We start from the raw sequence: 24,624 nt of genomic DNA on the forward strand, positions 1-24,624 counted from the left end.
GGCACCCGGGGTCGACGGGTCAGCGCCAGATCGCCTGGACGGAGTCGAACTGGACCCAGGTGATCGGGTTGCCCGTGTTGCCGCCGTAGACGGTGACCGAGCCGGCGGGGTTGATCTCGAAGCGGCAGGCGTTGATGCCCTGGCTGTTGTTGCGGGGCGCGGTGGCGCGCACGTACCAGGTCGGGCGGGCGAGGGCGGCCGGCAGCGTGGCGATCTTGGTGTCGGCGGTGAAGGAGCCGGTGATCTGGCCGCGGGCCTGGAGGAAGGCGGTGCCCGCGATCGTGACGAGGCGGACCTGCGGGGTCGCCCCGGCGGTGGCGGTGATGCCGGGCTCCAGGACGAGGTCGGTCCACTCGCCGGCCTCGACGCCGCCGGGGGCGGCGGCCGCGGGGGCGGCGGTGGCGAGCCCGCCGACGGTGAGGGCGGCGGGCAGGGCGAGCGCGGCGCCGAGGATGCTGCGGCGGTGGTGGGAGGTCTGGGACATGCGGAGGGCTCCTGTGGGTGACGGGTCGGGGCTGGGCTGGGCGGCGGGCCGCTGGAAGGGACGGCCCGGACGGCCTAACGCCAGGCGGCGCTGAAGCTGTCGAGCTGTGCCCAGGTGATGACGTTGGTGGTGCGCCCGCCGAACAGGCGCAGTTCGCGGTCGGTCCCGGCCTCGACGCGGGCGACGGTGTAGCCGCCGCTGCTGTTGCGCGGCACGTTGGCGCGGGCGGTCACGCTCGGGGTGAGGGAGTCGGGCAGGTGGCCGATGACGGCGTCGGCGTCGAAGCTGCCCTTGACGCCGCCGCTCAGCTGGAGCGTGGGGGTGCCGGCGATGCTGATCAGGCGCCCCTGGGGGGCGTTCTGATCGACGCTCACCCCGGCCGCGAGGGTGATCGGCTGCCAGTCGGTGAGCACCTTGACGCCGTCGGTCTCGGGCGCCCCGGAGAGCGACACGATGGTGCAGGTGCGGGGGCCGGGGTCCTCGCAGGCGAAGCCGAAGTGGAGGTGCGGGACGCCGTCGCGGACGGAGACGGCCATGCCCTCGGGCTCGCGCCACTCCAGGCCGGGCGCCGCCGTGCTGAACTGCCGGTCGAGCAGTGCGCCGGTGGCCCACTCGAAGGCGGTGAGGTACGTGTTGCCCGGCAGCGGGTTGGTGGTGGGCGAATAGGCCTCGCCCTGGAGCGTGTACAGGATGCCGCTGTGGGAGGCGTACCCCTGGAAGACGGCGCTCGGCAGGGCCGGGGTCAGCCGCTGGACCGGCTCCCACACGCCGGCGGCCGCCTTGGCGAGGTCGTAGCGCTCCCAGTGGGTTCCGTTCAGAGAGAAACGAATGACGAGTTCGCCCGTGCCCCGGTCGATGGTGGGGGTGATGAAGCGGGCCGCCGGGTCGGGCGTGTACGGGGTGGTGTGCCGGGTGGTGCCGTAGGTGACGACGTCCCCGTCGGCGTAGGTGAAGCTGGTGACGGCGGTGCCGTAGCCCTCGTTCTTCGAGTTGGGCGTGGACGCGGTCTCGGTCCACAGCCAGATCGTCCCGGCGCGGTTCTCCACGCCGAGGCTGACGCCGTGTCCGAAGCCGCGCAGGTACATGAAGCCGGCCATCCGACCGTCCTCGGTGAGGCGGGTCAGGCACAGGTCGCCGGCGGCCTTGCGGGTGTCGTAGTCGACCGCGGCGGCCTCACCGGCCAGTCTGATCCCGCCCTCCATGATCTGGAGCACGAAGATGTCGCCGGACACCGGATCGATGCCGAACGACTGCATGACCGTGCCGTTCTTGAGCGGGCGGCGGTGGAGCAGTTTGCCCACCGGGCCCGCGATGTCTATCTGTCCTTCGACGGTGACGCTCAACGACGCCGCTCCTTGGGATGGTTCGGGTGTCCCTGGTGATCGGAACCGCGTCAGTCTGCCAAACCCCGGCGTCGGGCGTGAGTGGGCGGGTGCCCGTACGCGTGGTTCAGAGCGGGGCGTTCTCGTCGGCCGCGAAGGGGGCGCCGTGGCCGGGGACGATCACGTCGGTGGCGGCCAGGACGCGCAGCCGGGACGTGCGCTGGAGGGCGTGGTCGGGGGCGACCGGGTCCTCGACGGGGCCGTTGGGGCGCCACCACAGGTCACCGACGAAGGCGACGACGCCTTCGGCGGTGCCGGCGAGGAGGGTGATGTCCTCGGGGCTGTGCCCGGGGGTGCGGATCAGCCGGAGGGCCGGGGTGAGCTCGTGGCCCTCGGCGTCCCGGTCGGTCCACTGGTCGGCCTCGTAGACCGCCTTGTGGTCGTGCACCCTGGCCTGCCCGAAGAGGCCGACGTTCATGGTGTTGTCCGGGTGGTGGTGGCTGAGCACGACGTCGGTGATGTCGTCGGGGCCGAGGCCGAGTTCGGCGAGCGGGCCGAGGATGCGGTCGCGGCTCGCGACCATGCCGGGGTCGACGATGACGTGCCGGTCGCCGTCGGTGACGTAGGAGACGGTGGCCGCGACGCCGGGTCCGGTGGAGAGCGTGTAGCCGGTGGTCAGGACCGTGTAGACGGCGGTACGGGCGAGGGTGGCGGCCTCGTTCGCGAGCGTGGCGGTGGGGGCGGGGCCGATCGTGGCGGGGCCGGTCGTGGCGGCGGCGGTGGCGGTGGCGGTGGCGGTGGCGGTGGCGGTGGCGGTGGGGAGCGTGTGGGGCGTCGTGTTCCTCATGGCAATGATCATGCCGAGGGGGCCCGGGCCTCACGAGTGGCACTGATGCCACTGATCACAGGAAAAGTGCCAAGTCCTCCGCGACCCCTGTGCCAGACTGCGCGGATGCCCGCCTTCCGTACCGTCGCCGCCTATGCCCCGCCCGGTGTCGGCATGTTGGCCGTCGGCATCGTCGCCGAGGTGTTCGGTCCGCACGGGAAGGAATTCCCCGGCTTCGACTTCGCCCTGTGCACCGACCGCCCGGACCGGCCCGTGCCCACGGACTTCGGAGTGCCGCTGGCCGTCGAGGGCGGCCTGGAGCGGCTGGCCGCCGCGGATCTCGTACTCGCCCTGCCGGGGGCCGGGTTCCGCACCCCGCCGGGGCCCGCCGTCCTGGAGGCACTGTCGGCGGCGTACGCGCGCGGCGCGCTGGTGGCCGCCCACTGCGTCGGTACGTTCACGCTGGCCGCCGCCGGGCTGCTCGACGGCCAACGGGCCACCACCCACTGGCGGTTCGCCGACCTGCTGGCGAGCCGTCACCCGCTGGTCGACGTCGAAGCCGACGCCCTCTACGTGGACCAGGGGCGGATCGTCACGGGCGCGGGCGCGGCGGCCGGCTTCGACCTGTGCCTGCACCTGCTGCGGCGCGAGCACGGCGCCGCCCTCGCCAACGCGGTGTCCCGGGACATGGTGCTGCCCTCGCACCGCGACGGCGGGCAGGCGCAGTACCTGGCCGCGCCCGTCCCCGAGGACGGCGAGGACGAACGGCTCGCGGAGGTCCTCGGCTGGGCCCGGGCCCATCTGCACGAGCCCCTGCCCGTAGCCGAGTTGGCCCGGCGCGCCATGATGAGCAAGCGCTCCTTCGCACGCCGCTTCACCGCCGCGACCGGGACGACCCCGCACGCCTGGCTGCGGGAACTGCGCCTGAGCGGGGCCGAGGAGCTCCTGGAGACCACGGACCTGCCGGTCGAGGAGATCGCCCGCCGGGTGGGCTACGGCAGCGCGGCCGTACTGCGCGAGCAGTTCGTGCGCCGCCGCGGGGTGCCCCCGCGCACGTACCGCCGTTCCTTCACCCGCACGCCGTAGCCGCCCGCGACCGGCGGGATGCGCGGCGAATGTGCGGGCGCCCGCGGGGGTGGGCGGCCTAGGTTGGACGCCTGAGCATGTACGTGATTCTTTCCGCTGCGAAAGGAAGTCCCCCATGCGGTACCGCAAGCTGGGCAACTCGGACCTGGAGGTCTCGGAGATCTCGCTCGGTTCCTGGCTCACCTACTCCGGCGGCGTCGAGGCGGACGCGACCCGCGCCTGCACGGAGGCGGCCTTCGACGCCGGCATCAACTTCTTCGACACGGCCAACGTGTACGGCCGCGGGGCGGCCGAGGCGGCCTGGGGCGAGATCCTGTCGTCGCACCCCCGCGACTCGTACGTCCTGGCCACCAAGGTCTGGGGCCCCATGTCGGACGACCCGGCCGACAGGGGCCTGTCCGCCGAGCAGATCGCGAAGCAGATCGACGCCTCACTGACCCGGCTGAGGACCGACCACGTCGACCTCTACCAGGCCCACCGCTTCGACCCGGCCGTACCGATCGAGGAGACGATCGAGGCGTTCCAGAAGGTCGTCGAGCAGGGCAAGGCCCGCTACCTCGGCTTCAGCGAGTGGACGAACGAGCAGATCCAGGCGGCGATCGACCTCGCGGGCCCGGAGCTCTTCGTCTCCTCCCAGCCGCAGTACTCCATGCTCTGGCAGGCCCCGGAGGCCGGGCTCTTCGACCTCACCGAGGCCCACGGCATCTCCAACATCGTCTGGTCCCCGCTCGCCCAGGGCGTCCTGACCGGCAAGTACCGCCCGGGGCAGCCCGTCCCCGAGGGCAGCCGCTTCGCCAACGACGCGATGGCGGGCGCCCGCGATCTCGTCTACAACGAGGCGAACCTGGAGGCCGTCCAGCGCCTGGTGCCGATCGCGGAGGAGGCCGGCCTCTCCCTCCCCACCCTCGCCCTGGCCTGGGTGCTGCGCCGCTCCGAGGTCGCCTCCGCCATCACCGGCGCCTCCCGCCCCGAGCAGGTCCACGCCAACGCCGCCGCCTCCGGGGTCGACCTCTCCCCCGACCTGCTGGCCGCCGTCGACCGCGCCCTCGGCGACGCCCCGCTGACCGAGCCCACCCTGGCACCGAACGCCCAGGCAGGCGTCAAGCGCCGCTGAGCGGGGCCGGAGGGCGTCGCCCGAGCGGGCCGGGCGGAGGAACTGGGACAATCTAGGCATGACCGAGGCATCCGCGGCAGTCACCCGGGTCTTCCTCGTGGACGACCACGAGGTGGTTCGCCGGGGGCTGCGCGACCTGATCGACGACGAGGCCGACCTGGAGGTGGTCGGCGAGGCGTCGACGGCGGACCAGGCGCTCGCCCGAGGCCCCGCGCTGCGGCCGGACGTGGCCGTGCTGGACGTACGCCTGCCCGACGGCGACGGCATCTCCGTCTGCCGGGAGCTCCGCTCCCGGGTGCCCGGCCTTGCCTGCCTGATGCTGACCTCGTTCGACGACGAGGACGCCCTCATCGACGCGATCATGGCAGGGGCGGCCGGGTACGTGCTCAAGCAGATCAAGGGCTCGGACCTGGTGGCCGCGGTACGGACCGTGGCCACCGGCCAGTCGATGCTCGACCCGGCGACCACCGCCCGGCTGATGCGCTCACTGCGGCATCCCGAGACGGCGAAGCCCCCGGAGGACGAGCGGCTGGCCGTACTGTCCGAACGGGAACGGTCCGTACTCGAACTCATCGGCGAGGGACTCACCAACCGCCAGATCGCCAAGCGGCTCTACCTGTCCGAGAAGACGGTCAAGAACCACATCTCCCGCCTGCTGGGCAAACTGGGCGTGGAACGCCGGGTCCAGGCGGCTGTGATCGCCGCGCAGGCCCATGAACACGATCACGACCCCGATCACGATCCCCATGCCGTGCAGGGGTACGGGCGCGGAGAGGCCTAGTCGCGAACCGGGCCCGGACTCCCCGGGCCGGGGCCCTGGCCTGATGCGGGCCCCGATTCCGGTTCCGGTTCCGATCCCCTCTCCGGCTCCGATCCCCTCTCCTGCTCCTGCTCCACCGTCAGCGGGACCCGCCATTCCAGCAGCGTGCCTCCCGCCCCCTCCGGGCGGGCGGTGAGCGACAGGGTGCCGCCCAGTCGTTCGGCGCGCTCGGAGAGGTTGCGCAGGCCGCTGCGGGGCGTGCCGGACGGGATGCCCACGCCGTCGTCGCTCACGGACACGGTCAGGACGCCGTCCTGGGCGACGGCCGTCACCTCGGCGCGGCGGGCCCCGGAATGCCGGGCCACGTTGGTGAGCGCCTCGCCGATGACGGCGACGACCTCGTCGGCGGTGCCGGGCGGCACGTCCGTGTCGAGCAGACCCTCCATGCGCAGGGCGGGGGCGAAGCCGAGGGTCGAGGCGGCCGAGTCGACCACCGTGACGATGCGGTTCCTGAGCTTGGGCGCGGTTCCGGGGGCCGGGTGCTCGCGGAGACCGAAGATGGTCGACCGGATGATCTTGATAGTGGCGTCGAGCTCGTCGATCGCCCGGTTCAGCCGGTCCGAGGCCTCCGGGTGCTCGACGAACCGGCGGGCGCTCTGCAGGGTCATCCCGGTCGCGAACAGGCGCTGGATCGCGAGGTCGTGCAGGTCGCGGGCGATGCGGTCGCGGTCCTCCAGGAGGCTCACCTGCTCGGAGTCGCGGCGGCGGTCGGCCAGTTCGAGGGCGAGGGCCGCCTGGTCGGCGAAGCCGGGGAGGGCGGCGATCCCGGCTCCGGTGAACGGTGGCCGACCCTGGCGTCGCGCCAGGATCAGCACGCCGCTCAGGCGTTCCTTCGTACCGACCGTGACGGCCACGGCGGGACCGAAGCCCCGCCACCGCTCCGGCTGCGCGGTGACGCGTTCGTCGCTCTCGACGTCCGCGACCGTGATCAGCCCGTCCCGGGCGAGGGCCGCCGCGGCGAGGGTGCCCTCGCTGCTCGGCAGCACGACGCCCCGGTGCTCATCGGCGCCCACGCCGCGCGCCAGCGAGCCGCGCAGCTCGCCGCCCGGGCCCACGAGGTAGAACGCGCCCATGTCCGCGCCGGCGATGTCCACGGCCTGCTCCAGCATGCCGTCGAGGACCTCGGTCTCGGCCCTGCCGGACAGCAGGGCGCTGGTCAGCGCCGAGCTCGCGGCCAGCCAGCGCTGCCGCAGCCGCCCTTCCTCGTACAGGCGGGCGTTCTCGATGGCGATGCCGGCCGCGACGGCCAGCGTCGTGACGACGGCCTCGTCCTCCGCGTCGAAGTCGGCGCCGCCCCGCTTCTCGGTGAGGTAGAGGTTGCCGAACACCTCGTCGCGGACGCGCACGGGCACGCCGAGGAACGAGTGCATCGGCGGATGGTGGGCGGGGAAGCCGTAGGAGGCGGGATGCTCGGAGAGCTCGGCGAGGCGCAGTGGTTTGGGGTTGCGGATCAGTTCGCCGAGCAGGCCGTGGCCGGAGGGGAGAGCGCCGATCCGTTCGCGCAGCTCGTCGTCGATGCCGACGGGCAGGAACGCCGACAGCCGCCGGTCCTCGCCGATGACGCCCAGCGCCCCGTACTCGGCGTCCACGAGCGTCACGGCCGCTTCCACGATGCCCCGCAGCACCTGGGGCAGGTCCAGTTCACGGCCGACGGACATGACGGCTTCGAGCAGCCCGTTGAGCCGGTCACGGGTGCCCCGCACCTCGTCGATGCGCGCCTGGAGCTCGTCGAGCAGCTCGTCGAGTCGCAGGCGAGGCAGCCCGCTGTGGGCCCGCGCGGGATCGTCACGCCCCATGGTCACGCCACATCGCCACCTCCGGCCTTCCCGCCGCCGGTCTCCGGTCTCCGGTCTCCGGCGCCCGCCGTACCGGGCGTGCGGCGCCGCGCGGCCGGCCCGCTTTCACCGTAGCCGGGCGGCCCGGTCCCCGCCCCCGGTCCCGCTCCCCCCTCAGGCGGCGTTCCCGGGTCCCGGTCCGCGTCGGGGGATCAGCTCCACGGGGCAGTGGGCGTGCTGAAGCAGCGCGAGGGAGGTGCGTCCGAGGTGCCCGGGCGCCCGTGGGCCGCCGACGACCAGCAGGTCGGCGTCGCGGGAGGCGTCGACGAGGGCGTCGGGCACGCTGTGGCTCTTCTCGCCGTCGGCGAGCAGGGTGAGCTCCGGGAACTCCTCCCGCAGGCGCTCGGCGATCTCGTTCTCCGCGCGCACGTGGGCGCGGGCCGTCTCCCGCGTACCGCCGCTCAGGCCACCCCGTACACCGACGTGCGAGGCCATGGCCCACACGTGCAGGAGCCGCAGGGGCGCCTTGCGCAACCGGGCCTCCCTGGCCGCTTCCCTGGCGCAGTCCAGGTCGTCCGCGTCGCGGACGCCGGCGAGGACGGCACCTGCCTCGGCGGGGTCGGCGGCCCCGCGCACGACGACGACCGGCGTGGCGGCGTCCGAGGCGATGTCGAAGGCGACCGAGCCGAGCCGGAGCGAGGAGAGCCCGCCCGCGCCCCCGTGCCCCACGCCGATCGTGCCGCGCGGGCCGGCGGCGGTGCGCAGGACCACGGCGGGCGGGCCGGTACCGAGCCTCGTGCCGACGGCCAGGGCGGCGTGGCGCGCCGCCACCGTCTCGGCGGCGGTGGCGAGCAGATCGAGGCCCGCCCGCCGGCGGCGGGCGGTCTCCTCGCGGGAGAGGGGGCCGGGCGCCGCGTCGGTGTCCGTCGCGTGGACCAGGCAGAGGCCGCTGCCGCGCAGGACCGCCTCCGCGGCGGCCCACCGTACGGCCGTACGCGAGGAGGCCGAGCCGTCGACGCCGACCACGACCCTGCCGAAGCCGAAGCGCTCGGACGCCCCGTCCCGCCGCCCCTCCGTCACGTCCTTCCGACCTCTCCCGTGCCTCACATCCCTCCCATCCCTTCCGTCCCTTCCGCCGCTCCCGTCCCTCCCGTCCCTTCCGTCCATGGCTCCTCCTCGCTCGGTCCGTGCGCCTGCTTCCACCGTGGCATCCCGCCGGCGGGCGGCCGGAGGGCCGCTGGGGGCAAGTCCGGGGCCGAAGGTCCCTCCCTTGCCGGCCGGGTCCCCGCCGGGGCGGGAGGGTCCGGTCGGTCCGGACGGGGGACCATTCGGCCCCTCGCGCCGCACGAGCGCCACGGCGGACAGTGGTGGGGCGGGAGACGACGCGACAGGAGGCGCGGTGATGAAGCACATGAAGGTCGGCGGCCTGATGTCGGACGACGTGGTCTCCGCCGTCCCCTCGACTCCGTTCAAGCACTTGGCGAAGCTGCTCGCCGAGCACGACATCAGCGGACTGCCGGTCGTCGACGAGGACGAGCACGTCATCGGCGTCGTCTCCGAGTCCGACCTGCTGGCCCGCCGTCGGAGCAGCGCACGGGAGCTGATGACGGCCCCGGCCGTCACCGTGTACGCGGAGGAGACGGTCGCGGACGCGGCCCGGCTGATGGTGCGCCGCGGGGTGGAGCGCCTACCCGTCGTCGACGAGGAGGAACGGCTGGTGGGCATCGTGACCCGCCGCGATCTGCTGTGCGTCTACCTCCGTCCGGACGCGGAGATCCGGCACCGCATACGGGTGGACGTCCTGGCGGAGGCCATGGGCCTGCCCCGGGACGCGGTGGACGTGCACGTCATGGACGGTGTGGTGACACTCGAAGGGCGGGTACGGCGGCGGAGCCGTGCCCGGGTCCTCGTGGGACTCGCCGAGCGGGTGGACGGCGTCGTCGCCGTCGTGGACCGGCTGGCCGGCCCCGAGGACGACACGGTCCCCACCACCGCACCCTCCACCACCTCCGCACGCGCCGCACAGGACATCCCGTGGTGACCCGCGTTCACCGGGCGCCCTTCAGACAGGACGGTCGATCCGTGTCCAGCACCCTTCCCCTGACCAGGCCGCTCGTGACGGAGCTGGTCGAGGACGCCGTCACCGCGCCTTCGATGCACAACGCGCAGCCGTGGAGGTTCGTCCACCGGCCCGGGACGGACACCGTCGAGCTGTACGGCGACCCGGCACGCGGCATGCCGCGCGAGGACCCCGACCACCGCGCGCTCCATCTCGGCTGCGGCGCGGCCCTGTTCGGCCTGCGGGTCGGCGCCGCGCACCATGGGCTGCACGCCGCGGCCCGGCTTCTGCCCGACCCGGGGAACCCCTGGCATCTCGCGGACGTGGACCTCCGGGAGCCCGCGTCCGAGGACGGGGAGGAGGACCTGGCCGTCTTCCGGCCCGCGCTGCGGGAACGGCACACCAGCCGTTTCCCGTTCACCGAGGAACGGATCCCCGCCGAGCTCCTTGACGGGCTGAGCGCCGAGGCCGTACGGGAGGGCTGCCGGCTCGTCGTACCGGGAGCCTGGCACACGGACACGGTCCTGGGCCTGGTCCACGCCTCCGAGCTGTTCGAGGCCGCGAGCATGTCGGTCCGGGCGGAGATCGCCGCCTGGACCCGTACGGGGACGGCGGGCGAGGGCACGGCGGGCGACGGCACGGCGGGCGAGGGGATCCCCGCTTACGCGATGGGGCCGCGCCAGTACGACGTGACCTCCCCGGTCCGGGACTTCGACCCCTCGCGGCGGGTCGCCGCCCGTACCTCGGCGACCTTCGAGAAGGAGCCCCAGATCGCCCTCCTCGGCACGACCGGGGACACCCCGCGGGAGTGGCTGGCGGCCGGTCAGGCGATGCAGCGGATCCTGCTCCGGGCCACCCTCGACGGGCTGTCCGCGTCGCTCATGTCGCAGCCCCTGGAGTGGCCCGAACTGCGCTCCCTCGCCAGGGATCCCGAGTCCACCATGGGCTTCGTCCACATGGTGCTCCGCCTGGGATACGGACCCCGCGGCCGGGCCACCCCGCGCCGCCCCGTCTCGGAGGTGCTCGACATCGCCTGAGCGACCGGCACGTACCGCAAGGAGGGCGACGATCATGTCCAAGGCAGCAGCCACGCACACCTCCCCCGCACCCGCCTCCGCCCCCGCGCCCGCCTCCGGCCCGGCACGCCCGGCCCTGCTCAGCTTCCTGGGCGGCGTGGGGACGGTCACCGGGAGCACGTTCCTCGTCGAGAGCGACCGGGCCCGGATCCTGCTGGACTGCGGCCTCTTCCAGGGCTTCGCCCGGCTGCGTCGGCGCAACTGGGAGCGGTTCGCGCGGGACGCCGCCGACATCCGCGCCGTGGTCGTCACCCACGCCCACCTGGACCACTGCGGCTATCTGCCGCGCCTGGTGCGGCAGGGCTTCCGGGGCCCGATCCTGGCCAGCGCCCCCACCGCCCGGCTCGCGGGGATCGTGCTGCGCGACAGTGCCCGGCTCCAGATGGAGGCGGCCCGCCACGCCGACGAGCACGGCTGGTCCAAGCACCGCCCGGCCAAGCCGCTCTACGACGAAGCGGACGTCGAGAAGACGCTCTCGTTCTTCGACCCGGTCCCGGTCGGCGCCGAGGTGGAGATCATGGCGGGCACCCGGCTGACGCTCCACCACGGCGGGCACATCCTCGGGTCGGCGTGGGCCCGCCTCACGCTGGAGGACGGGCACACCCTGGCCGTCTCGGGTGACCTGGGGCGGCCCGGACACCCGCTGCTGCTGCCGCCCGAACCGTTCTCCGGCGCCGACGTGCTGCTCATGGAGTCGACGTACGGCGACCGGCGCCACGACCACGACTCCGCGCGGTCCTCGTTCGCCGCCGCCGTCGGGCGCACCCTCGCCCGTGGCGGCACCGTCGTCGTCCCGGCCTTCGCGATCGACCGCACCGAGGTCGTCCTGCACGAGCTGACCCGGCTGCGCGAGACGGGCGTCCTGCCCCGGTCGGTCCCCGTGTACGTGGACAGCCCGATGGCCCTGGCCGCCCTGGACGTGTACCGGGACGCCGTACGCGAACGGTCGGCGGAGCTGCGCCCCGAGGTCCTGGCCCGGGGAGAGGCGGCGCTCAGCCCGGAGCCGTTCCTGGCTGCCCGTACGGTCCAGGAGTCGATCGAGATCAACAGCGCCCCCGGCCCCGCCGTCATCGTCTCCTCGGCCGGCATGGCCACCGGCGGCCGGGTCCTGCACCATCTGCGGCGGCTGCTGCCCGACCCGCGCAACGCGGTGGTCGTGGTCGGCTTCGCCGCCGCGGGCACGCGGGCGCGGGACCTGGTCGACGGGGTCCGGACGCTGAAGATGTTCGGTACGTACGTGCCCGTACGCGCCGAGGTCGTCGACGTCCCGCACTTCTCGGCCCACGCGGACGCCGCACAGATCATGGACTGGCTGCGCGGCGCCCCGGCCCCGCACACCACGTACCTCGTCCACGGCGAGCCGGACGCCTCACAGGCGCTGCGCGACCGCATCGACCGCGAGTTGGGCTGGACGGCCGTCGTCCCCCGCTCAGGCGAGTCGGTGCTGGTCCGGTGAGGCCGCCGGATCGCGACCCGGCACCGGCCCCTCCGCCCCGGCGCCGGTGTAGCCGCGCGTCCGGACGAGGTCCTGGGTGATCCGGGCGAAGGCGCGGGTGGCGGCGCTGTGATACGCGCCCTGCCGGTGCAGGAGCGTGACGGTCCGGGCGGGCAGGGGCGGGTCGAGGGGGACGGGTGTGAGGTGGGGGTGGTCGTGGGTGATGGCGTCGGGCAGGACGGTGGCGAGCGGGCCGCGCCGGACGATCTCCGTGAGGGCCTGGATGGAGTTGGCCTCCACCGTGATGCGAGGGGCGACGCGGTGGGCGGCGAGGTAGGCGTCGATATGGGCGCGGGTGGCGAAGTCACCGCTGAGGAGGGCGAGTTGCCGGTCGGCCAGGGCGTGGACCGGTAGCGGGGCGGGGGCGGAGTCCGGGCTCGCGCCCGCGCCCGTTCCCGCGCCCGGAGGCGTCGGCCCGGGCCCGGCGGCGGTGACGAGGCCGAGGGTCTCGGTGAAGAGCGGTGCGGCGGCGATGCCGGGCGGGTGCGGTCCGGCGAAGGCGATGCCCAGGTCGAGTTCGTCGGCGAGCAGGGCGGCTTCGATCCGGTCCTGGGTCGTCTCGGTCAGGGTCAGGCCGATGCCGGGGTGGCGGGTGTGGAGTGCGGCGGCGAGCGGGCCGACGAGGTAGGCGGTGAACGTCGGGGTGACGCCCAGGCGCAGGTACCCGCTGGAGAGGTCCTGGACGTCGCGGACGGCGTGTTCGGCGGCGGCCAGGTCGCGCAGCGCGCGCCGGGCGTGCTCGGCGTAGACGGCACCGGCGTCGGTGAGCCGCACCGTGCGCCCGCTGCGGTCCAGGAGCTGCACGCCGAGGGTGCGTTCCAGCTGCCTGACCTGCTGGGAGAGCGTCGGCTGGGAGATGCGCAGGTCCTCCGCGGCGCGGGTGAAGTTGCCGTGCTCGGCGACGGCGAGCAGATAGCGCAGGTGACGCAGTTCCAGTGCAGCGGCCATGCGCACCACTATAGACCGGACCATAGATGGCACCACTAGCTCCTATCGTCAGCAAGTCTTGGACGCTATAGCCGCAGGTCGTGCATGGTGGATCTCGCCGGCACCGAAAGGGGCCGGCGGCCACAGAAGGGAGTGACCCATGCGATCCACGCAGGACCTCGCCGAGGGCGTCGCCCGTTTCCAGCGGGACGTCTTCCCGGCCAAGGCGGAGCTCTTCGCCCGCCTGGCCACGCACCACACGCCGCACACGCTGTTCATCAGCTGCTCCGACGCCCGTGTCGTCCCCGAGCTGATCACCGGCACCGAGCCGGGCGACCTGTTCGTCATCCGCACGGCCGGGAACCTGGTGCCCGCCCACACCCCTGGCGTGGACGGTGTGGCGGCGAGCATCGAGTACGCCGTGGCCGCGCTGGGCGTGCGGGACATCGTCGTCTGCGGTCACTCCGCGTGCGGTGCGATGACCGCGCTCGCCCAGGGGCACGACCTCAGCGGCGCCCCCGCGGTCGCGGCCTGGCTGCGGCACGCCGACGCCTCCCGGGCCCGTACCGCCGCCGGTGACATCCCCGCCCTCGTACGCCAGAACGTGCTGGCCCAGCTGGCGAACCTGGCCACCCACCCGTCGGTCGCCCGCGCCCTGGCCGAGCGGCGGATCACCCTCCGCGGCTGGGTCTACGACATCGGCACCGGGGGCGTGGAGGAACTGGCCTCCACCACCGGAGCCGACACCGCCCCGGCGGCCGCGGCCTGACCTCCCGCCCCTCCCCAACATCCCCGTCCCACCGAACACACAGAACACCGAACACAGAAGGAGACACCCCATGGTGCACGCACAGTTCGACCCGAGCGCCCGCCAGTCCCTGGCCATCGCCGCCGTCGAGGCCAAGACCCGCAAGGACCTGTCCTGGCAGCAGATCTCCGACGTCGCCGGCCTGTCCGTCGCGTTCGTGACCGCCGCCGTCCTCGGCCAGCACGCGCTGCCGGAGGCCTCGGCGAAGGCGGTCGCCGAGCTGCTGGGTCTGGACGAGGACGCGGCGCTGCTGCTGCAGACCATCCCGACCCGCGGCTCGATCCCCGGCGGCATCCCGACCGACCCGACGATCTACCGCTTCTACGAGATGCTCCAGGTCTACGGCACCACCCTCAAGGCCCTGGTCCACGAGGAGTTCGGGGACGGCATCATCTCCGCGATCAACTTCAAGCTGGACGTGAAGAAGGTCGCCGACCCCGAGGGCGGCGAGCGCGCCGTCATCACGCTGGACGGCAAGTACCTGCCGACCAAGCCCTTCTGATCCCGAGGCCCGGATCCGCGCGCGGTTCACGCCTCCTCGGCGGGTCGGGTGAAGCGGCCGGCGGCCTCTCCTCGGAGGCGGCCGGCCGGAAGCCCGCGGCCGAAGGTCAGCAGCAGGAGGTCCTGGGCGGTGCCGGACAGGGGGGCGCCGGAGCCGTACGTCCAGTCGAGGTCCTCGGCGCAGAGCCGCACCCCGGCGAGATCGACACCGAAGAACCTGAGGCCGCCGGGCCGGGTCCGGTCCAGCAGGATGCGCAGCCGGTCCTCGGGGACGCGCCGGTCGAGGCCGAGCGCCACGGTGACGTCCAGGCCGTGCACCACGTCGTGGCCGAGCGCCCCCGGGAGCCCGCCGACCGGTGGCGTCCACGGGTGGTCGGCGTTGTCCCGCAGGAAGCCGGCGAGGGTCTCGGCGGAATGGGCGGCCGCGTCCCTGCGGGCGACCCGGTCGGTCATGCGGTGCAGGTTCCCGCGCGCCGTGACCAGCTCGCCGAGCGTCCGGGGCAGGGAGAGCCGGAACCCCGTCGACATGTGCGCCACGACCTCGCGGACCCGCCATCCCGCGCACAGGCTCGGCTCGTTCCACTGCTCGGCCGACAGGCCGTCGAACAGGTCCGCCAGTTCCCGGCGTTCCGCCGCGATCGCGTCCCTGACCTCGGTGTTCTTCCGCTTGCTGGCGGTCACGGTCTCCATGCGTCCCAGCCTGCGGCCTGCCGGGCGATAGATCCAATAGATAGTTCTGCTGCCTTCTAGAATCGTTGCTTATGGAACTGCGTCAGCTGCGCTACTTCGTGTCGGTCGTCGAGGAAGGTGGTTTCACCCGCGCCGCGGCCCGGCTGCATCTGGCCCAGCCCGGCCTCAGCGCCCAGATCCGGCAGCTGGAGAAGGAGTTGGGGCAGCCGCTGCTCGACCGCTCGGGCCGTTCGGTGACGCCGACGGAGGCGGGCCGGGCGGTCCTGCCCTACGCCCGCGCCGCACTGGCGGCGGCGGACGCGGTGCGGGAGACGGTGGACGCGTACACGGGGCTGCTGCGCGGCCGGGTCACGCTCGGGATGGTCTTCGGAGCCACCGGGCACGCCTTCGACATCGCCGCCTTCCTCGCGGACTTCCACGCCGACCACCCCGCGGTGGAGGTGGCGCTCACCGAGGACAGCACGGAGCGGATGCAGGCCGCGCTCCTCGCCGGCGAGCTCGACATCGCCGTCCTCGGGACAGCGGACGAGGTGCCGCCGCCGGGAGCCGCCTTCCACCTGGTGATCGACGTCCCGCTGGTCGCCGCCGTCGCACCCGGCGACCCGCTCCTCGCCCGCGCCGGCGACACGGGCGTCGTCCCCCTCGCCGACCTGCGCGACCGGCCGCTGATCAGCCTGCCGCGCGGCACCGGGGTACGCGCGGCGCTCGAACGCGGCTGCGCGCAGGCGGGGTTCCGCCCCCGGGTCACGTTCGAGGCGGCGGCCCCGCACACCCTCAAGCAGCTCGCCGCCCGGGGCCTGGGCATCGCGGTCCTGCCCGCGGGAGAGAGCGCACCCGGCGACCTCCTCCGCACCCTACCGATCGTCCACCCCGAGATGCGCGCCCGCATCGCCCTCGCCTGGCGCACCACCGGCCCCACGAGCCCCGCCGCCCGAGCCCTCCTCGACCGCCTGCGCAAAGCCCTCCCCTCCCCGCCCGGGACCTCGACGCCGGACACGTCCCCGGCCCGTCGCTCGCCGTAAGCCGTAAGCCGTAAGCCGTCGCCAGCCGTCGCCAGTCTTTGTCAGCCGCCGTCCGCCTTCGCCAGCCGTCGTCAGTCCTCGTCCGTCCCCTGCCCGCTGCCCCGCCGCTGCCGGCCCGACCACACCGGCTCCACCTGCTCCCACTCGCGTTCCCAGGCCGCGAGACCGTGGGCCTCGACCGTCCGTCGTACGAAGATCAGGACGCCCACGCCCATCGCGCCGACGGCCGTCGCCGTGGCCGTACCCCCGGAGAGGGAGACCAGCGCGCGGTTCGTCGCGCTGCCCGGGGGCCGGGCCGGGGCGCCGGCGTCGTCCACCCAGATGGTGACGGCGCGGCCGCGCGGCGAACCCGGCGGCACGGGGACGCGGCCGGTCCTGCGGACGTCGCCGGGGTAGCTCCAGGCCGCCGGCGCGACGGCCTGCGCACGCGTCCCGTACCGGGTGGCGACGGGCAGTTCCTCGGCCGGTCCCGTGGTCGTCGCCGTCACCTGGTGGCGGTGGGCCGCGAGGGCGCGGTCGGCCCGGGAGCCGGCCGTCCACAGCACTCCGGTGGCGATGGCGCCGCAGATCAGGGCCGTCAGCAGGACGAGGACCAGGGCGGTGCGACGCCGTGGGGGCGACTCGTGGTGGGTCATGGCACACCTCCTGGTGGGACGGCTCGCCGGGCGTCGGGGCGGGGCCGGGCGGCCCGTGCGTCGCGGCGCCCGCTCACCATCACGGCCTCCGTCACCGTCATCGGGTGAGGTCCCGGCGCCGCAGCAGCGTCCGGGCGGCGAGCAGGCCGACCGCGCCCGCTCCCGCCAGGACGGCGACGTGCGACCAGATGACCGCGCCGTGGGCGAGGGCGTCGCCCGGCGTGTAGTAGTGGAACGGGCTGAGGTAGCGGAGTGGCGCGGCGGGCTCCCAGGCGAGGGCGATGAAGTTGACGGCGAAGCCCACCGCGCCGATCGCGACGACCGCGCCGAGGACCAGGGCCCGGCGCGCCACGGCGGCGGACACGGCGAGCGCGGGTCCCGTGACGCAGAGGGTGAAGGCGTATCCCATGAGTCCGGCGGCGAAGACGCCGCCGAGGCCGACCTCGGCGTGGATCTTCGGGGAGAGTGCCACGCCCGCCGCGACGGTGAGGGTGGCGGCGGCGGTCACGGCGGCGGAGGCGAGGAGGAGGGCGGCGGTACGTTCGGCGAGGAGCCGGGTGCGGGTGACCGGCCGGACCATGACGAGTTCGATCGTGCCGGATTCCACGTCGGCGGCGACGGCGCCCGCCGCGAGCGAGCCGATCACGGTCAGCTGGAGGGCGATCCAGAACGGGTGGGTCAGGCCCGCGCCGAGCAGCCCCGGGTAGCTGGCGATCGAGACGTCCCCGCTGGAGCCGCTGAACGCCCGGTACGCGGAGGGCGGCTTCCGGCCGCCCGAGAAGAGCTGCTCCGGCGGGATCGTGTTCGTGACGACGACGATGAGCGCCTCGAAGGCCACCATGCCGATCAGTACGGCGCTGAGCATGCGCCGCCTGCGGTGGAGGGACAGCCAGAGGAGGGGCAGGCGGGCGTTCACGACGGGCTCCCGGTCGGGGGAGGCGGCGGGGGCTCGGGCCGGTGGGCGCGGTAGAGGTCGAGGAACGCCTCGTCGAGGCCCGCCTCCTCCACGGTGATGTCGGCGACGGGGAGGGTGAGCAGCGTGCGCAGGGTGGTCGTGATGTCGCTCGGCGGGACCAGGAGCTCGGCCCGGTCGCCCTGCCAGCGCGGGTTCCAGCGGTCGGCGTCCCCGAGGCTCCGGGGCCGCTCGGGGCCCTGGCCGGTGAGGGTGACGCGGATCCGGCGGGCCCGGGCCTCGCGCAGCGCGGCGACGCGCTCGACGGTGACGAGCCGCCCCTCGCGGATGATGGCGACCCGCCCGCAAGCGCGCTGCACCTCCGGCAGCACGTGGCTGGAGAGCAGCACGGTGCGTCCGGCCTCGGCGGCCTCGGCCATGAGCGCGTAGAAGGTCTCCTGGACGAGCGGGTCCAGGCCTTCCGTGGGTTCGTCGAGGACGACGAGGCGGGGATCGTGCTGGAGCGCCTGGACGAGGCCCAGCTTCTGCTTCATGCCCCGGGAGTAGCCGAGGACGGGGCGCCGCAGGTCCTGTTCGGAGAGGTCGAGGCGCGCGCAGAGTTCCCGGCGCCGGGGCGAGGGGGTGCGTTGGAGGGCGGTGAGCAGGTCGAGGGTCTGGGCTCCGGTGAGCTCGGGGTAGAGGCGCAATTCGCCTGGTAGGTAGCCGAGTTGGGGGGCGAGCCGGGCGTGGTCCGTGATCGGGTCGAGGCCGAGGACCCGTGCGTGGCCGGCCGTGGGGCCGAGCAGTCCGACGAGGCACCGCAGTGTCGTCGTCTTGCCGGCGCCGTTGGGGCCGAGGAAGCCGAAGACCTCCCCCGCCTCCACGACCAGGGAGAGCGACTCCACGCCGATGACCGGCCCGTATCGCTTGGACAGCCGGCTGAGCTCGATGGCGCACGTCTCGCCCATAGGTTCAGTGTGTGCCCGGGGCGGCCGAAGGGCCTGGGGCCGCCGCCGGCCCGCCCCCCTCCCCCTCGTCCCCGTCGCCCCCGTCGCCCCCGTCCTCCCCGTCGCCCCCGTCCTCCCCGTCGTCCCCCTCGTCCCCCTCGTCCCCCTCGTCCCCCTCGTCCCCCTCGTCCGTGGTCCGTGTCACGAAGCCGCGCGGGACGATCTCCACCGGGCAGTGCGCGTGGTGGATGAGCGAGTGCGCGACCCGGCCCAGGGACCGCCCGACGCCGAGCGGGCGGCGGCCCCGGCCCATCACGAGGAGGTCGGTGCGGGCGCTGGCCTCGACGAGGATCCCGGCGGAGCTCGTGCCGGTCTCCACGTGGTGGTCGACGACCAGTCCGGGGTGGAGCCGCCGGATCCGTTCGGCGACCGCCTGGGTCTCGCTGACGCGCTGGCGGGCGATCCCGTCCAGGTCGTCGAGCATGGTCGCGACGCTGCCGACCTGGGTCAGTACGTTCCAGACGCTCACGACGCGCAGGGCCGCCTCGCGGGCCTGCGCCTCGGCGGCGGCGAGCGGCAGCCAGTCGAGGTCCGCTACGCCGCGTACGGCGGCGGTCACGGACGCCGTGCCGGGACCGTTCCGCTCCCCGCGGACGACGATCACGGGGACGTCGGCGCGGGCCGCCACGCCCAGCCCCACGGATCCGAGCATGAGGGTGGCGAAGCCGCCGAGGCCGCGGTGGCCGACCACGATCGTCCCGCGGGCACCGGCGGCCGAGCGGAGGGCGGAGAGCGGTTCCTGGCGGCCGAGCTCGCCGGTGACGTCGAGGTCCGGGAAGCGTTCCGCGACCAGGCGCGCGGTGCGGGCCAGCAGGTCGCGGCCGGCTTCCCGTACCTCCTGGATCGTCTCGGCGTCGGCGAAGAGGGCGCGCCGGTCGGTGTCGGCGGCGTGCACGAGGTGCAGGCGGCTGCCCCGGCGGTCCGCCTCGGAGGCGGCCCACAGGACGGCGGTCCGCGCGGAGGGCGAGCCGTCGACGCCCACGACGACGTTGCCGAGTTCCGCTCGGCCGGGGTGCTCGCCGCTCATCATCCCTCCCCTCCCTACGACGGCGTGGGGCGCTCGGGTACGACGGCGACCGGGCAGGAGGCGTGGTGGAGGGCGCGGTGGGCGACCCTGCCGAGTTCGAGGCCGACGAGGCCGTCGCGGCGGCGGGCTCCGACGACGAGCAGGTCGGCGGCGGCCGAGCGTTCGGTCAGCGCCCGGTGGGCGGGGCCCTCGACCGTGCTGCGGAGGAGCCGCACCCCGGGATGCTCGCGGACCAGGGCGTCCAGCGCCTCGTCGAGGCGATCGGACGCCCGCCCCTCCTCGTGCCCGTCCGTCCCGCCGTCCGGGAGCGGGACGTGCGCCCTGCGCCTCCAGGCGCGTACGGCGTCGAGTTCCGCGTCGCGGGCCGCCGCCTCGCGGAAGGCGAACCGTACGGCCGGCGAGTCCACGTCGTGCTCGCCGACGCCCAGCAGGACACGTCCGTGGCGTGCCGCCAGGGCGTGGGCGTCGCCGCGGACGACGACGACCGGGCAGGAGGACCGGGCGGCGACGCCGAGGCTCACGGAGCCGAGCAACAGGTCGGCGAACTCCCCGCGCCCCCGGGACGCGACGACGAGGAGGGTGGCGTCGCGCCCTTCCCTGAGCAGTGCGCCCGCGGGGTCCTCGGGGAGGACGTCCGAGGTGAGGGGGAGGCCGGGGGCGCGGAGGAGGGCCCGGTCGGCGGCGGAGCGGACGATGTGCTCGGCGTGGCGGCGGCCCGAGGGCCGGTCGGCGTCCGTGTCGGGGACGGATCCCTCGTACCGCTCCCACAGCGAGGCGTGCACGATCCGCAACGGGAGCGCGTGGCGTACGGCTTCGTCGACCGCCCAGTCGACGGCGACGAGGCTCGCCTCGGAGCCGTCCACTCCCACGACCAGCGGTGCTTCCATCGTGCCCACCTTCCGGGACGTGGCGGGGCGGCCGTGCCGCGCGGGGGCGCCGGGCACGGGCGGGAGGAGGGGCCCATCCGCTTCTCGCGGATCCTGATTGCGCGGTGCGCGGCACGAGACCGCTTCCCCGCGTCTCTGGGGTGGGTCCCCTCCTCACCTTCAGGAGAACATCGCTGGGCGTCCCGCGCGCGTTGGTGGGGGGACGCCGGTACGCACACCATGGAGGTACGGGACGGGCGCGCGGCTCCCGTCCCGCTGGTGTCACGGGAGCCCGAGGAGTCCTGGGCCGAGGACCTGCTGGCGCGTACGGCCGCCGGGCTGCGCGAGCGCCGGCCGGGGCTCACGGTGACCACCCAGGTGCTGCCCTCGGGCCCCGTTCCGGGCCTGGTCGCGGCGGCGGACCAGGGGGAGCTGCTGGTGCTCGGTTCGCGGGCGCTGGGGGGTGTGGCCGGGTATCTCGTCGGGTCGGTCGGGATGTCGGTCGCCGGGCGGGTCGAGGGGCCCGTGGTGCTGGTGCGGGCCGACGGCGAGGGGGCGCGGCGGGGCCCCGTGGTGGCGGGGGTCGACGTACGGCAGCCGGCGGACGCCCTGCTGCGGTTCGCGTTCGAGGAGGCGGCGTTGCGGGGCGGCCCCCTGGACGTCGTGTACGTGCAGCACCTCCCCCTGTACGCGAGCCCCGGCCCGGCGATGGTGCCGGACGTGCGGCCGGCCGTGACCCCGGAGATCCAGCTCTCACTGGACGATCTCCTCACGTCGTGGCGGGCGGAGTTCCCGGGGGTGGCGGCGAGCGGGCGCGTGCTGATCGGCTCGGCCTCCCAGGAACTCGTACGGATCGCGGCGGACGCGGCGCTCGTCGCGGTCGGCCGGCGCACCCGGCGGTCGGTGCTCGGCGGCCACATCGGCAGCGTGGCCCACGCGGTCATGCACCACAGCACGGCGCCGGTGGCGGTGGTCCCCCACGACTGAGCGACGGAGTGCGAGCCACCCGCCAACCCCCTTCCCCTGACCGTGACATGAGCGAAACACCCCCTGCTACGGTGGCTCGATGGCAACGATCAAGAAGTTCCAGGTCACCTTCGACTGCGCGGAGCCCGAGCGCCTGGCCCGTTTCTGGTGCGAGGTCCTCGGCTATGTCGTGCAGCCGCCGCCGAAGGGCTTCGACACGTGGGACGCGTACCACCGGTCGCCGGAGCCCAAGGAGCCGATGGGCTGGTTCTCCTGCGCCGACCCGACCGGTGTGGGCCCCCGCCTGCTCTTCCAGCGCGTCCCCGAAGGCAAGGTCGTGAAGAACAGGGTGCACCTCTGCGCACGCGTCGGCACCGGCCTCGTGGGCGACGAGCGCCTGGCCACCCTGCAGGCCGAGAGCGACCGCCTGGTGGCCCTGGGCGCGAAGCAGCACAGCGTCCTGCTCGCCGACGAGGAGAACGAGTCCTGCATCGTGATGCTGGACATCGAGGGCAACGAGTTCTGCCTCGACTGAACAGGTGCGAGGGGCGCGATCCAGGTGGTCCACGCGTTCCGCTGAGGGTCAGCGTCGGACGCGGGGCATGCCCAGGCCGATCCAGGAGATGATCTCGCGCTGGATCTCGTTGTTGCCGCCGCCGAAGGTGAAGATGACGGCCGAGCGGTAGCCGCGTTCGAGTTCGCCGTGGAGGACGGTGCCCGCGGAGCCTTCCTTGAGGGCGCCGGCGGCGCCGGTGACTTCCATGAGCCAGGCGTAGGCGTCGCGGCGGGCCTCGGAGCCGTAGACCTTGACGGCGGAGGCGTCCTGGGGGGTGAGGGTGCCGTTCTGGACGGCGTTCACCATCTGCCAGTTGAGGAGCTTCATCGCGTCGAGGCGGGTGTGCGTGCGGGCCAGGGTGCGGCGGACCCAGGCGAGGTCCAGGACGCGGCGGCCGTCGGCCAGCTTGGTGTCGGCGGCCCAGCGCTGGACGTCGTGGAGGGCGCGGATCGCCATGGTGCCGTGGGCGGCGAGGGTGACCCGCTCGTGGTTGAGCTGGTTGGTGATCAGGCGCCAGCCCTTGTTCTCCTCGCCGACCCGGCGGGAGCAGGGGACGCGGACGTTCTCGTAGTAGCTCGCGGTGGTGTCGTGCGAGGCGAGGGTGTTGATCAGGGTGCAGGAGTAGCCGGGGTCGCTGGTCGGCACCAGCAGCATGGTGATGCCCTTGTGGGGCGGCGCGGCGGGGTCGGTGCGGACGGCGAGCCAGACCCAGTCGGCGGTGTCGCCGTTGGTGGTCCAGATCTTCTGCCCGTCGACCGTGTAGTGGCCGCTGGTCTCGTCGCCCTCGCGCACCGCGCGGGTCTTGAGCGCGGCGAGGTCGGTGCCGGCGTCCGGCTCGCTGTAGCCGATGGCGAAGTCGATCTCGCCGGAGAGGATCTTCGGCAGGAAGTACGCCTTCTGCTCCTCGGTGCCGAACTGCATGATCGTCGGGCCGACCGTGTTCAGCGCCATCAAAGGCAGCGGTACACCGGCCTGCGCGGCCTCGTCGAAGAAGATGAACTGCTCCATGGGGCTCAGCCCGCGCCCGCCGTACTCCGTGGGCCAGCCGACGCCCAGCCAGCCGTCCGTGCCCAGGCGGCGCACGGTCTCGCGGTAGAAGCGCTTCTGCGCGGCGGGGTCGGCGTAACGGGCGTGGACGTCCTCGGGGACGAGCTCGGCGAAGTACGCGCGCAGCTCGGCGCGCAGGCTGTGCTGGGCGGGCGTGTACTCGAGGTGCATGGCGTCGTCTCCCCTGGATCGGTCTCCGCGCGGTGCGGCGCCACGGTAGAACGTGTTCCATAAATGGGGAAGGGGAACGGGGAAGGATCTCGCACCTGTGCTCACACGCACCGGGCGCCGCCCGGCCGCCGCACCTCGTGGCGACCGACCGCGGCGACCCGGCTACCGCACTTCACTCAGGGGAGCAGCTCGTCGAGCGACCTGCGCCCCTTCTCGGCCATACGCCGCTCGGCCCAGGCGAGGTTCTTCGGATTCACGTCCCGGCCGGACGCGAGGCACACGTCCTCGGCCGAGAACTCGCCCTCCGACCCGGCGTGCAGCAGCCTGTCGGGCGTCGGGATGTCCCCCCGGGACGTCTTGTCGGTCTCACCGTTCATGCCGCCTCCTCATGTTCTGCAGGCACTGGCCATTCTCGTGTCCACTTCCCGCTCCCGCCATCCGGGCGGATCCCATGTCGACAGCGTGTCGGTGCCGTGTCGACGGCGACAGGAAGGGTGGCGGCACCGGCCCACCCCAGACGAGGAGCCCCATGCCGACCACGCCCGCCTCGCACTCCCCCGCCCCACCGCTGCCCCTGCGCCGCGTCACCGTCATGGCAGTCCGCCGGGTCACCCCGAGGATGGTCCGCGTCACCCTCGGCGACCCCTCCCTGGCCGGCGCCCCGCTCGCGGGCCCCGACCGGCAGGTCAAGCTGTACTTCCCCCGCCCGGGCCAGTCCGAGCCCGTCCTCCCCGCCCCGGACCCCGACGGCGACGTCATGCGCTGGTACGCCGCGTACGCCGCGATCCCGGAGGCCCGGCGCCCCTGGATGCGCAGCTACACCCTGCGGTCCCACGACCCGGCGAACGCCACGGTCGACGTCGACTTCCTCCTGCACGGCGACGCCGACGACGGCCCCGCCACCCGCTGGGCCCGGAACGCCCGCGTGGGGGACGTCCTCGGCATGTTCGGGCCGTCCGACTACTTCGCCCCGCCCGTCGACCCCGCCTCGGGCGACTGGACCCTCCTGGTGGCCGACGCGTGCGCACTGCCCGCCCTGGCCACACTCGCGGCGGCCCTGCCGCCCGGCCACCGCGCCCTCGCGTACGTCCACGTCGCCGACACCGCCGAGGAACAGCCCCTCCCCACCGAAGGACGGCTCACGGTCCACTGGCTGCACGGCGAATCCTCACCGGAGGACGCCGTACGAGCGGCCGCCTTCCCCGCCGGACGCCCGTACGCGTGGCTGGCCGGCGAGGCGGCAACGGTCCGCGCCCTGCGCCGCCACCTCATCGAGGAGCGGAACATCGACCGCCGCGCCATCGACTTCGCCGGCTACTGGCGCCGGAAACTCACCCAGGACGACGCACCGACGAGGGAGGACCTGGCAGAAGCCCAAGAGCGCCTGGCAGCCCTAAGCGACGACACGTGAGGAAGCCACCCACCGGGCGGCACCCGGCGCCGGCGGGGAGG

26 protein-coding genes are annotated in these 24,624 nt (G+C 74.1%); 12 read left to right on the plus strand and 14 right to left on the minus strand.

Annotation, left to right across the window (positions count from 1 at the left end; genetic code table 11):
- Window positions 1–19 precede the first annotated feature (19 nt).
- The 3 genes from ACZ3ZE_RS12105 to ACZ3ZE_RS12115 form a co-directional block, all read right to left on the minus strand.
- Window positions 20–484, minus strand: coding sequence for a hypothetical protein (locus ACZ3ZE_RS12105; protein WP_361167203.1), 465 nt, complete (start codon window positions 482–484; stop codon window positions 20–22).
- A gap of 74 nt (window positions 485–558) precedes the next feature.
- Window positions 559–1,827: a phage baseplate protein gene (locus tag ACZ3ZE_RS12110; RefSeq protein ID WP_361628543.1), complete on the minus strand. Its 1,269-nt coding sequence runs from the start codon at window positions 1,825–1,827 to the stop codon at window positions 559–561.
- Between the two features lie 106 nt (window positions 1,828–1,933).
- Window positions 1,934–2,653, minus strand: coding sequence for an MBL fold metallo-hydrolase (locus tag ACZ3ZE_RS12115; RefSeq protein WP_467258761.1), 720 nt, complete (start codon window positions 2,651–2,653; stop codon window positions 1,934–1,936).
- 105 nt (window positions 2,654–2,758) lie between these two features.
- Between ACZ3ZE_RS12115 and ACZ3ZE_RS12120 the strand changes: the two genes are divergently transcribed.
- From ACZ3ZE_RS12120 to ACZ3ZE_RS12130, 3 genes are all read left to right on the plus strand, one after another.
- Window positions 2,759–3,718: a GlxA family transcriptional regulator gene (locus ACZ3ZE_RS12120; protein ID WP_361167194.1), complete on the plus strand. Its 960-nt coding sequence runs from the start codon at window positions 2,759–2,761 to the stop codon at window positions 3,716–3,718.
- Between the two features lie 115 nt (window positions 3,719–3,833).
- Window positions 3,834–4,832, plus strand: a complete 999-nt coding sequence (locus ACZ3ZE_RS12125; RefSeq protein WP_361167191.1) for an aldo/keto reductase family protein — start codon at window positions 3,834–3,836, stop codon at window positions 4,830–4,832.
- A gap of 58 nt (window positions 4,833–4,890) precedes the next feature.
- Window positions 4,891–5,613, plus strand: coding sequence for a response regulator transcription factor (locus tag ACZ3ZE_RS12130; protein WP_361167188.1), 723 nt, complete (start codon window positions 4,891–4,893; stop codon window positions 5,611–5,613).
- Here ACZ3ZE_RS12130 and ACZ3ZE_RS12135 read toward each other — a convergent pair.
- Together ACZ3ZE_RS12135 and ACZ3ZE_RS12140 are read right to left on the minus strand one after the other, a co-directional pair.
- Entirely contained in the window at window positions 5,610–7,448 is a 1,839-nt protein-coding gene (locus tag ACZ3ZE_RS12135) for a sensor histidine kinase (RefSeq protein WP_467259278.1), read from the minus strand. The two genes, ACZ3ZE_RS12130 and ACZ3ZE_RS12135, sit on opposite strands and share 4 nt — an antisense overlap.
- Window positions 7,449–7,601: 153 nt before the next feature.
- On the minus strand, window positions 7,602–8,507 hold the full coding sequence (locus ACZ3ZE_RS12140) for a universal stress protein (RefSeq protein ID WP_467258764.1): 906 nt from the start codon (window positions 8,505–8,507) through the stop codon (window positions 7,602–7,604).
- A gap of 322 nt (window positions 8,508–8,829) precedes the next feature.
- Here ACZ3ZE_RS12140 and ACZ3ZE_RS12145 point away from each other — a divergent pair, with 322 nt between their 5' ends.
- Genes ACZ3ZE_RS12145 through ACZ3ZE_RS12155 form a run of 3 tightly spaced genes read left to right on the plus strand, consistent with a single transcriptional unit; the run spans window position 8,830 to window position 12,018 of the window.
- Complete coding sequence (locus tag ACZ3ZE_RS12145; protein ID WP_467258768.1) at window positions 8,830–9,468, plus strand: CBS domain-containing protein; 639 nt, start codon at window positions 8,830–8,832, stop codon at window positions 9,466–9,468.
- A 41-nt stretch (window positions 9,469–9,509) separates the two neighbouring features.
- Complete coding sequence (locus ACZ3ZE_RS12150) at window positions 9,510–10,523, plus strand: Acg family FMN-binding oxidoreductase (protein ID WP_442305852.1); 1,014 nt, start codon at window positions 9,510–9,512, stop codon at window positions 10,521–10,523.
- 34 nt (window positions 10,524–10,557) lie between these two features.
- Entirely contained in the window at window positions 10,558–12,018 is a 1,461-nt protein-coding gene (locus ACZ3ZE_RS12155; RefSeq protein ID WP_467258770.1) for an MBL fold metallo-hydrolase RNA specificity domain-containing protein, read from the plus strand.
- On the opposite strand, the gene cynR is transcribed toward ACZ3ZE_RS12155, so the two are convergent.
- Window positions 11,992–13,005 (minus strand): transcriptional regulator CynR, encoded by a 1,014-nt coding sequence (gene cynR, locus ACZ3ZE_RS12160; RefSeq protein ID WP_361628555.1) that lies wholly within the window; start codon window positions 13,003–13,005, stop codon window positions 11,992–11,994. The two genes, ACZ3ZE_RS12155 and cynR, sit on opposite strands and share 27 nt — an antisense overlap.
- A 139-nt stretch (window positions 13,006–13,144) precedes the next feature.
- Here cynR and ACZ3ZE_RS12165 point away from each other — a divergent pair, with 139 nt between their 5' ends.
- Both ACZ3ZE_RS12165 and cynS read left to right on the plus strand, forming a co-directional pair.
- Window positions 13,145–13,753 (plus strand): carbonic anhydrase, encoded by a 609-nt coding sequence (locus tag ACZ3ZE_RS12165; protein ID WP_361167174.1) that lies wholly within the window; start codon window positions 13,145–13,147, stop codon window positions 13,751–13,753.
- Between the two features lie 70 nt (window positions 13,754–13,823).
- The gene (cynS, locus tag ACZ3ZE_RS12170) at window positions 13,824–14,294 is read left to right on the plus strand and encodes a cyanase (RefSeq protein ID WP_361167171.1); all 471 of its coding nucleotides are present in this window, start codon (window positions 13,824–13,826) and stop codon (window positions 14,292–14,294) included.
- 26 nt (window positions 14,295–14,320) lie between these two features.
- On the opposite strand, the gene ACZ3ZE_RS12175 is transcribed toward cynS, so the two are convergent.
- Window positions 14,321–14,983, minus strand: coding sequence for a maleylpyruvate isomerase family mycothiol-dependent enzyme (locus ACZ3ZE_RS12175; protein WP_361167168.1), 663 nt, complete (start codon window positions 14,981–14,983; stop codon window positions 14,321–14,323).
- Window positions 14,984–15,054: 71 nt separating this feature from the next.
- Here ACZ3ZE_RS12175 and ACZ3ZE_RS12180 point away from each other — a divergent pair, with 71 nt between their 5' ends.
- Window positions 15,055–16,005 carry a LysR family transcriptional regulator gene (locus tag ACZ3ZE_RS12180; RefSeq protein WP_361167165.1) on the plus strand — a complete coding sequence of 317 codons (951 nt, stop codon included), beginning with the start codon at window positions 15,055–15,057 and terminating at the stop codon, window positions 16,003–16,005.
- A 71-nt stretch (window positions 16,006–16,076) separates the two neighbouring features.
- On the opposite strand, the gene ACZ3ZE_RS12185 is transcribed toward ACZ3ZE_RS12180, so the two are convergent.
- The 5 genes from ACZ3ZE_RS12185 to ACZ3ZE_RS12205 all read right to left on the minus strand — a co-directional run bounded on the left by ACZ3ZE_RS12185 (window position 16,077) and on the right by ACZ3ZE_RS12205 (window position 20,453).
- Window positions 16,077–16,640, minus strand: a complete 564-nt coding sequence (locus ACZ3ZE_RS12185; RefSeq protein WP_467258773.1) for an Rv1733c family protein — start codon at window positions 16,638–16,640, stop codon at window positions 16,077–16,079.
- A 97-nt stretch (window positions 16,641–16,737) separates the two neighbouring features.
- Entirely contained in the window at window positions 16,738–17,556 is an 819-nt protein-coding gene (locus ACZ3ZE_RS12190; RefSeq protein WP_467258776.1) for an ABC transporter permease subunit, read from the minus strand.
- A complete protein-coding gene (locus ACZ3ZE_RS12195; protein ID WP_361628564.1) occupies window positions 17,553–18,500 on the minus strand; it encodes an ABC transporter ATP-binding protein in 948 nt (315 codons plus the stop codon). Before ACZ3ZE_RS12195 ends, ACZ3ZE_RS12190 begins: the two co-directional genes overlap by 4 nt.
- 4 nt (window positions 18,501–18,504) lie before the next feature.
- A complete protein-coding gene (locus tag ACZ3ZE_RS12200) occupies window positions 18,505–19,566 on the minus strand; it encodes a universal stress protein (RefSeq protein WP_467258778.1) in 1,062 nt (353 codons plus the stop codon).
- Window positions 19,567–19,580: 14 nt separating this feature from the next.
- Window positions 19,581–20,453 carry a universal stress protein gene (locus ACZ3ZE_RS12205; protein WP_361167150.1) on the minus strand — a complete coding sequence of 291 codons (873 nt, stop codon included), beginning with the start codon at window positions 20,451–20,453 and terminating at the stop codon, window positions 19,581–19,583.
- 219 nt (window positions 20,454–20,672) lie between these two features.
- On the opposite strand from ACZ3ZE_RS12205, the gene ACZ3ZE_RS12210 reads away from it, so the two are divergent.
- Entirely contained in the window at window positions 20,673–21,419 is a 747-nt protein-coding gene (locus tag ACZ3ZE_RS12210) for a universal stress protein (RefSeq protein WP_467258781.1), read from the plus strand.
- A 79-nt stretch (window positions 21,420–21,498) separates the two neighbouring features.
- Entirely contained in the window at window positions 21,499–21,933 is a 435-nt protein-coding gene (locus ACZ3ZE_RS12215; RefSeq protein WP_361167144.1) for a VOC family protein, read from the plus strand.
- 48 nt (window positions 21,934–21,981) lie between these two features.
- On the opposite strand, the gene ACZ3ZE_RS12220 is transcribed toward ACZ3ZE_RS12215, so the two are convergent.
- The gene (locus ACZ3ZE_RS12220) at window positions 21,982–23,172 is read right to left on the minus strand and encodes an acyl-CoA dehydrogenase family protein (protein ID WP_361167141.1); all 1,191 of its coding nucleotides are present in this window, start codon (window positions 23,170–23,172) and stop codon (window positions 21,982–21,984) included.
- A 176-nt stretch (window positions 23,173–23,348) separates the two neighbouring features.
- Complete coding sequence (locus tag ACZ3ZE_RS12225) at window positions 23,349–23,549, minus strand: hypothetical protein (RefSeq protein ID WP_361167138.1); 201 nt, start codon at window positions 23,547–23,549, stop codon at window positions 23,349–23,351.
- Between the two features lie 152 nt (window positions 23,550–23,701).
- Between ACZ3ZE_RS12225 and ACZ3ZE_RS12230 the strand changes: the two genes are divergently transcribed.
- Entirely contained in the window at window positions 23,702–24,583 is an 882-nt protein-coding gene (locus tag ACZ3ZE_RS12230) for a siderophore-interacting protein (RefSeq protein ID WP_467258784.1), read from the plus strand.
- Window positions 24,584–24,624: the final 41 nt, after the last annotated feature.

The sequence above is a fragment of the Streptomyces sp. NPDC023157 genome (assembly GCF_055560575.1).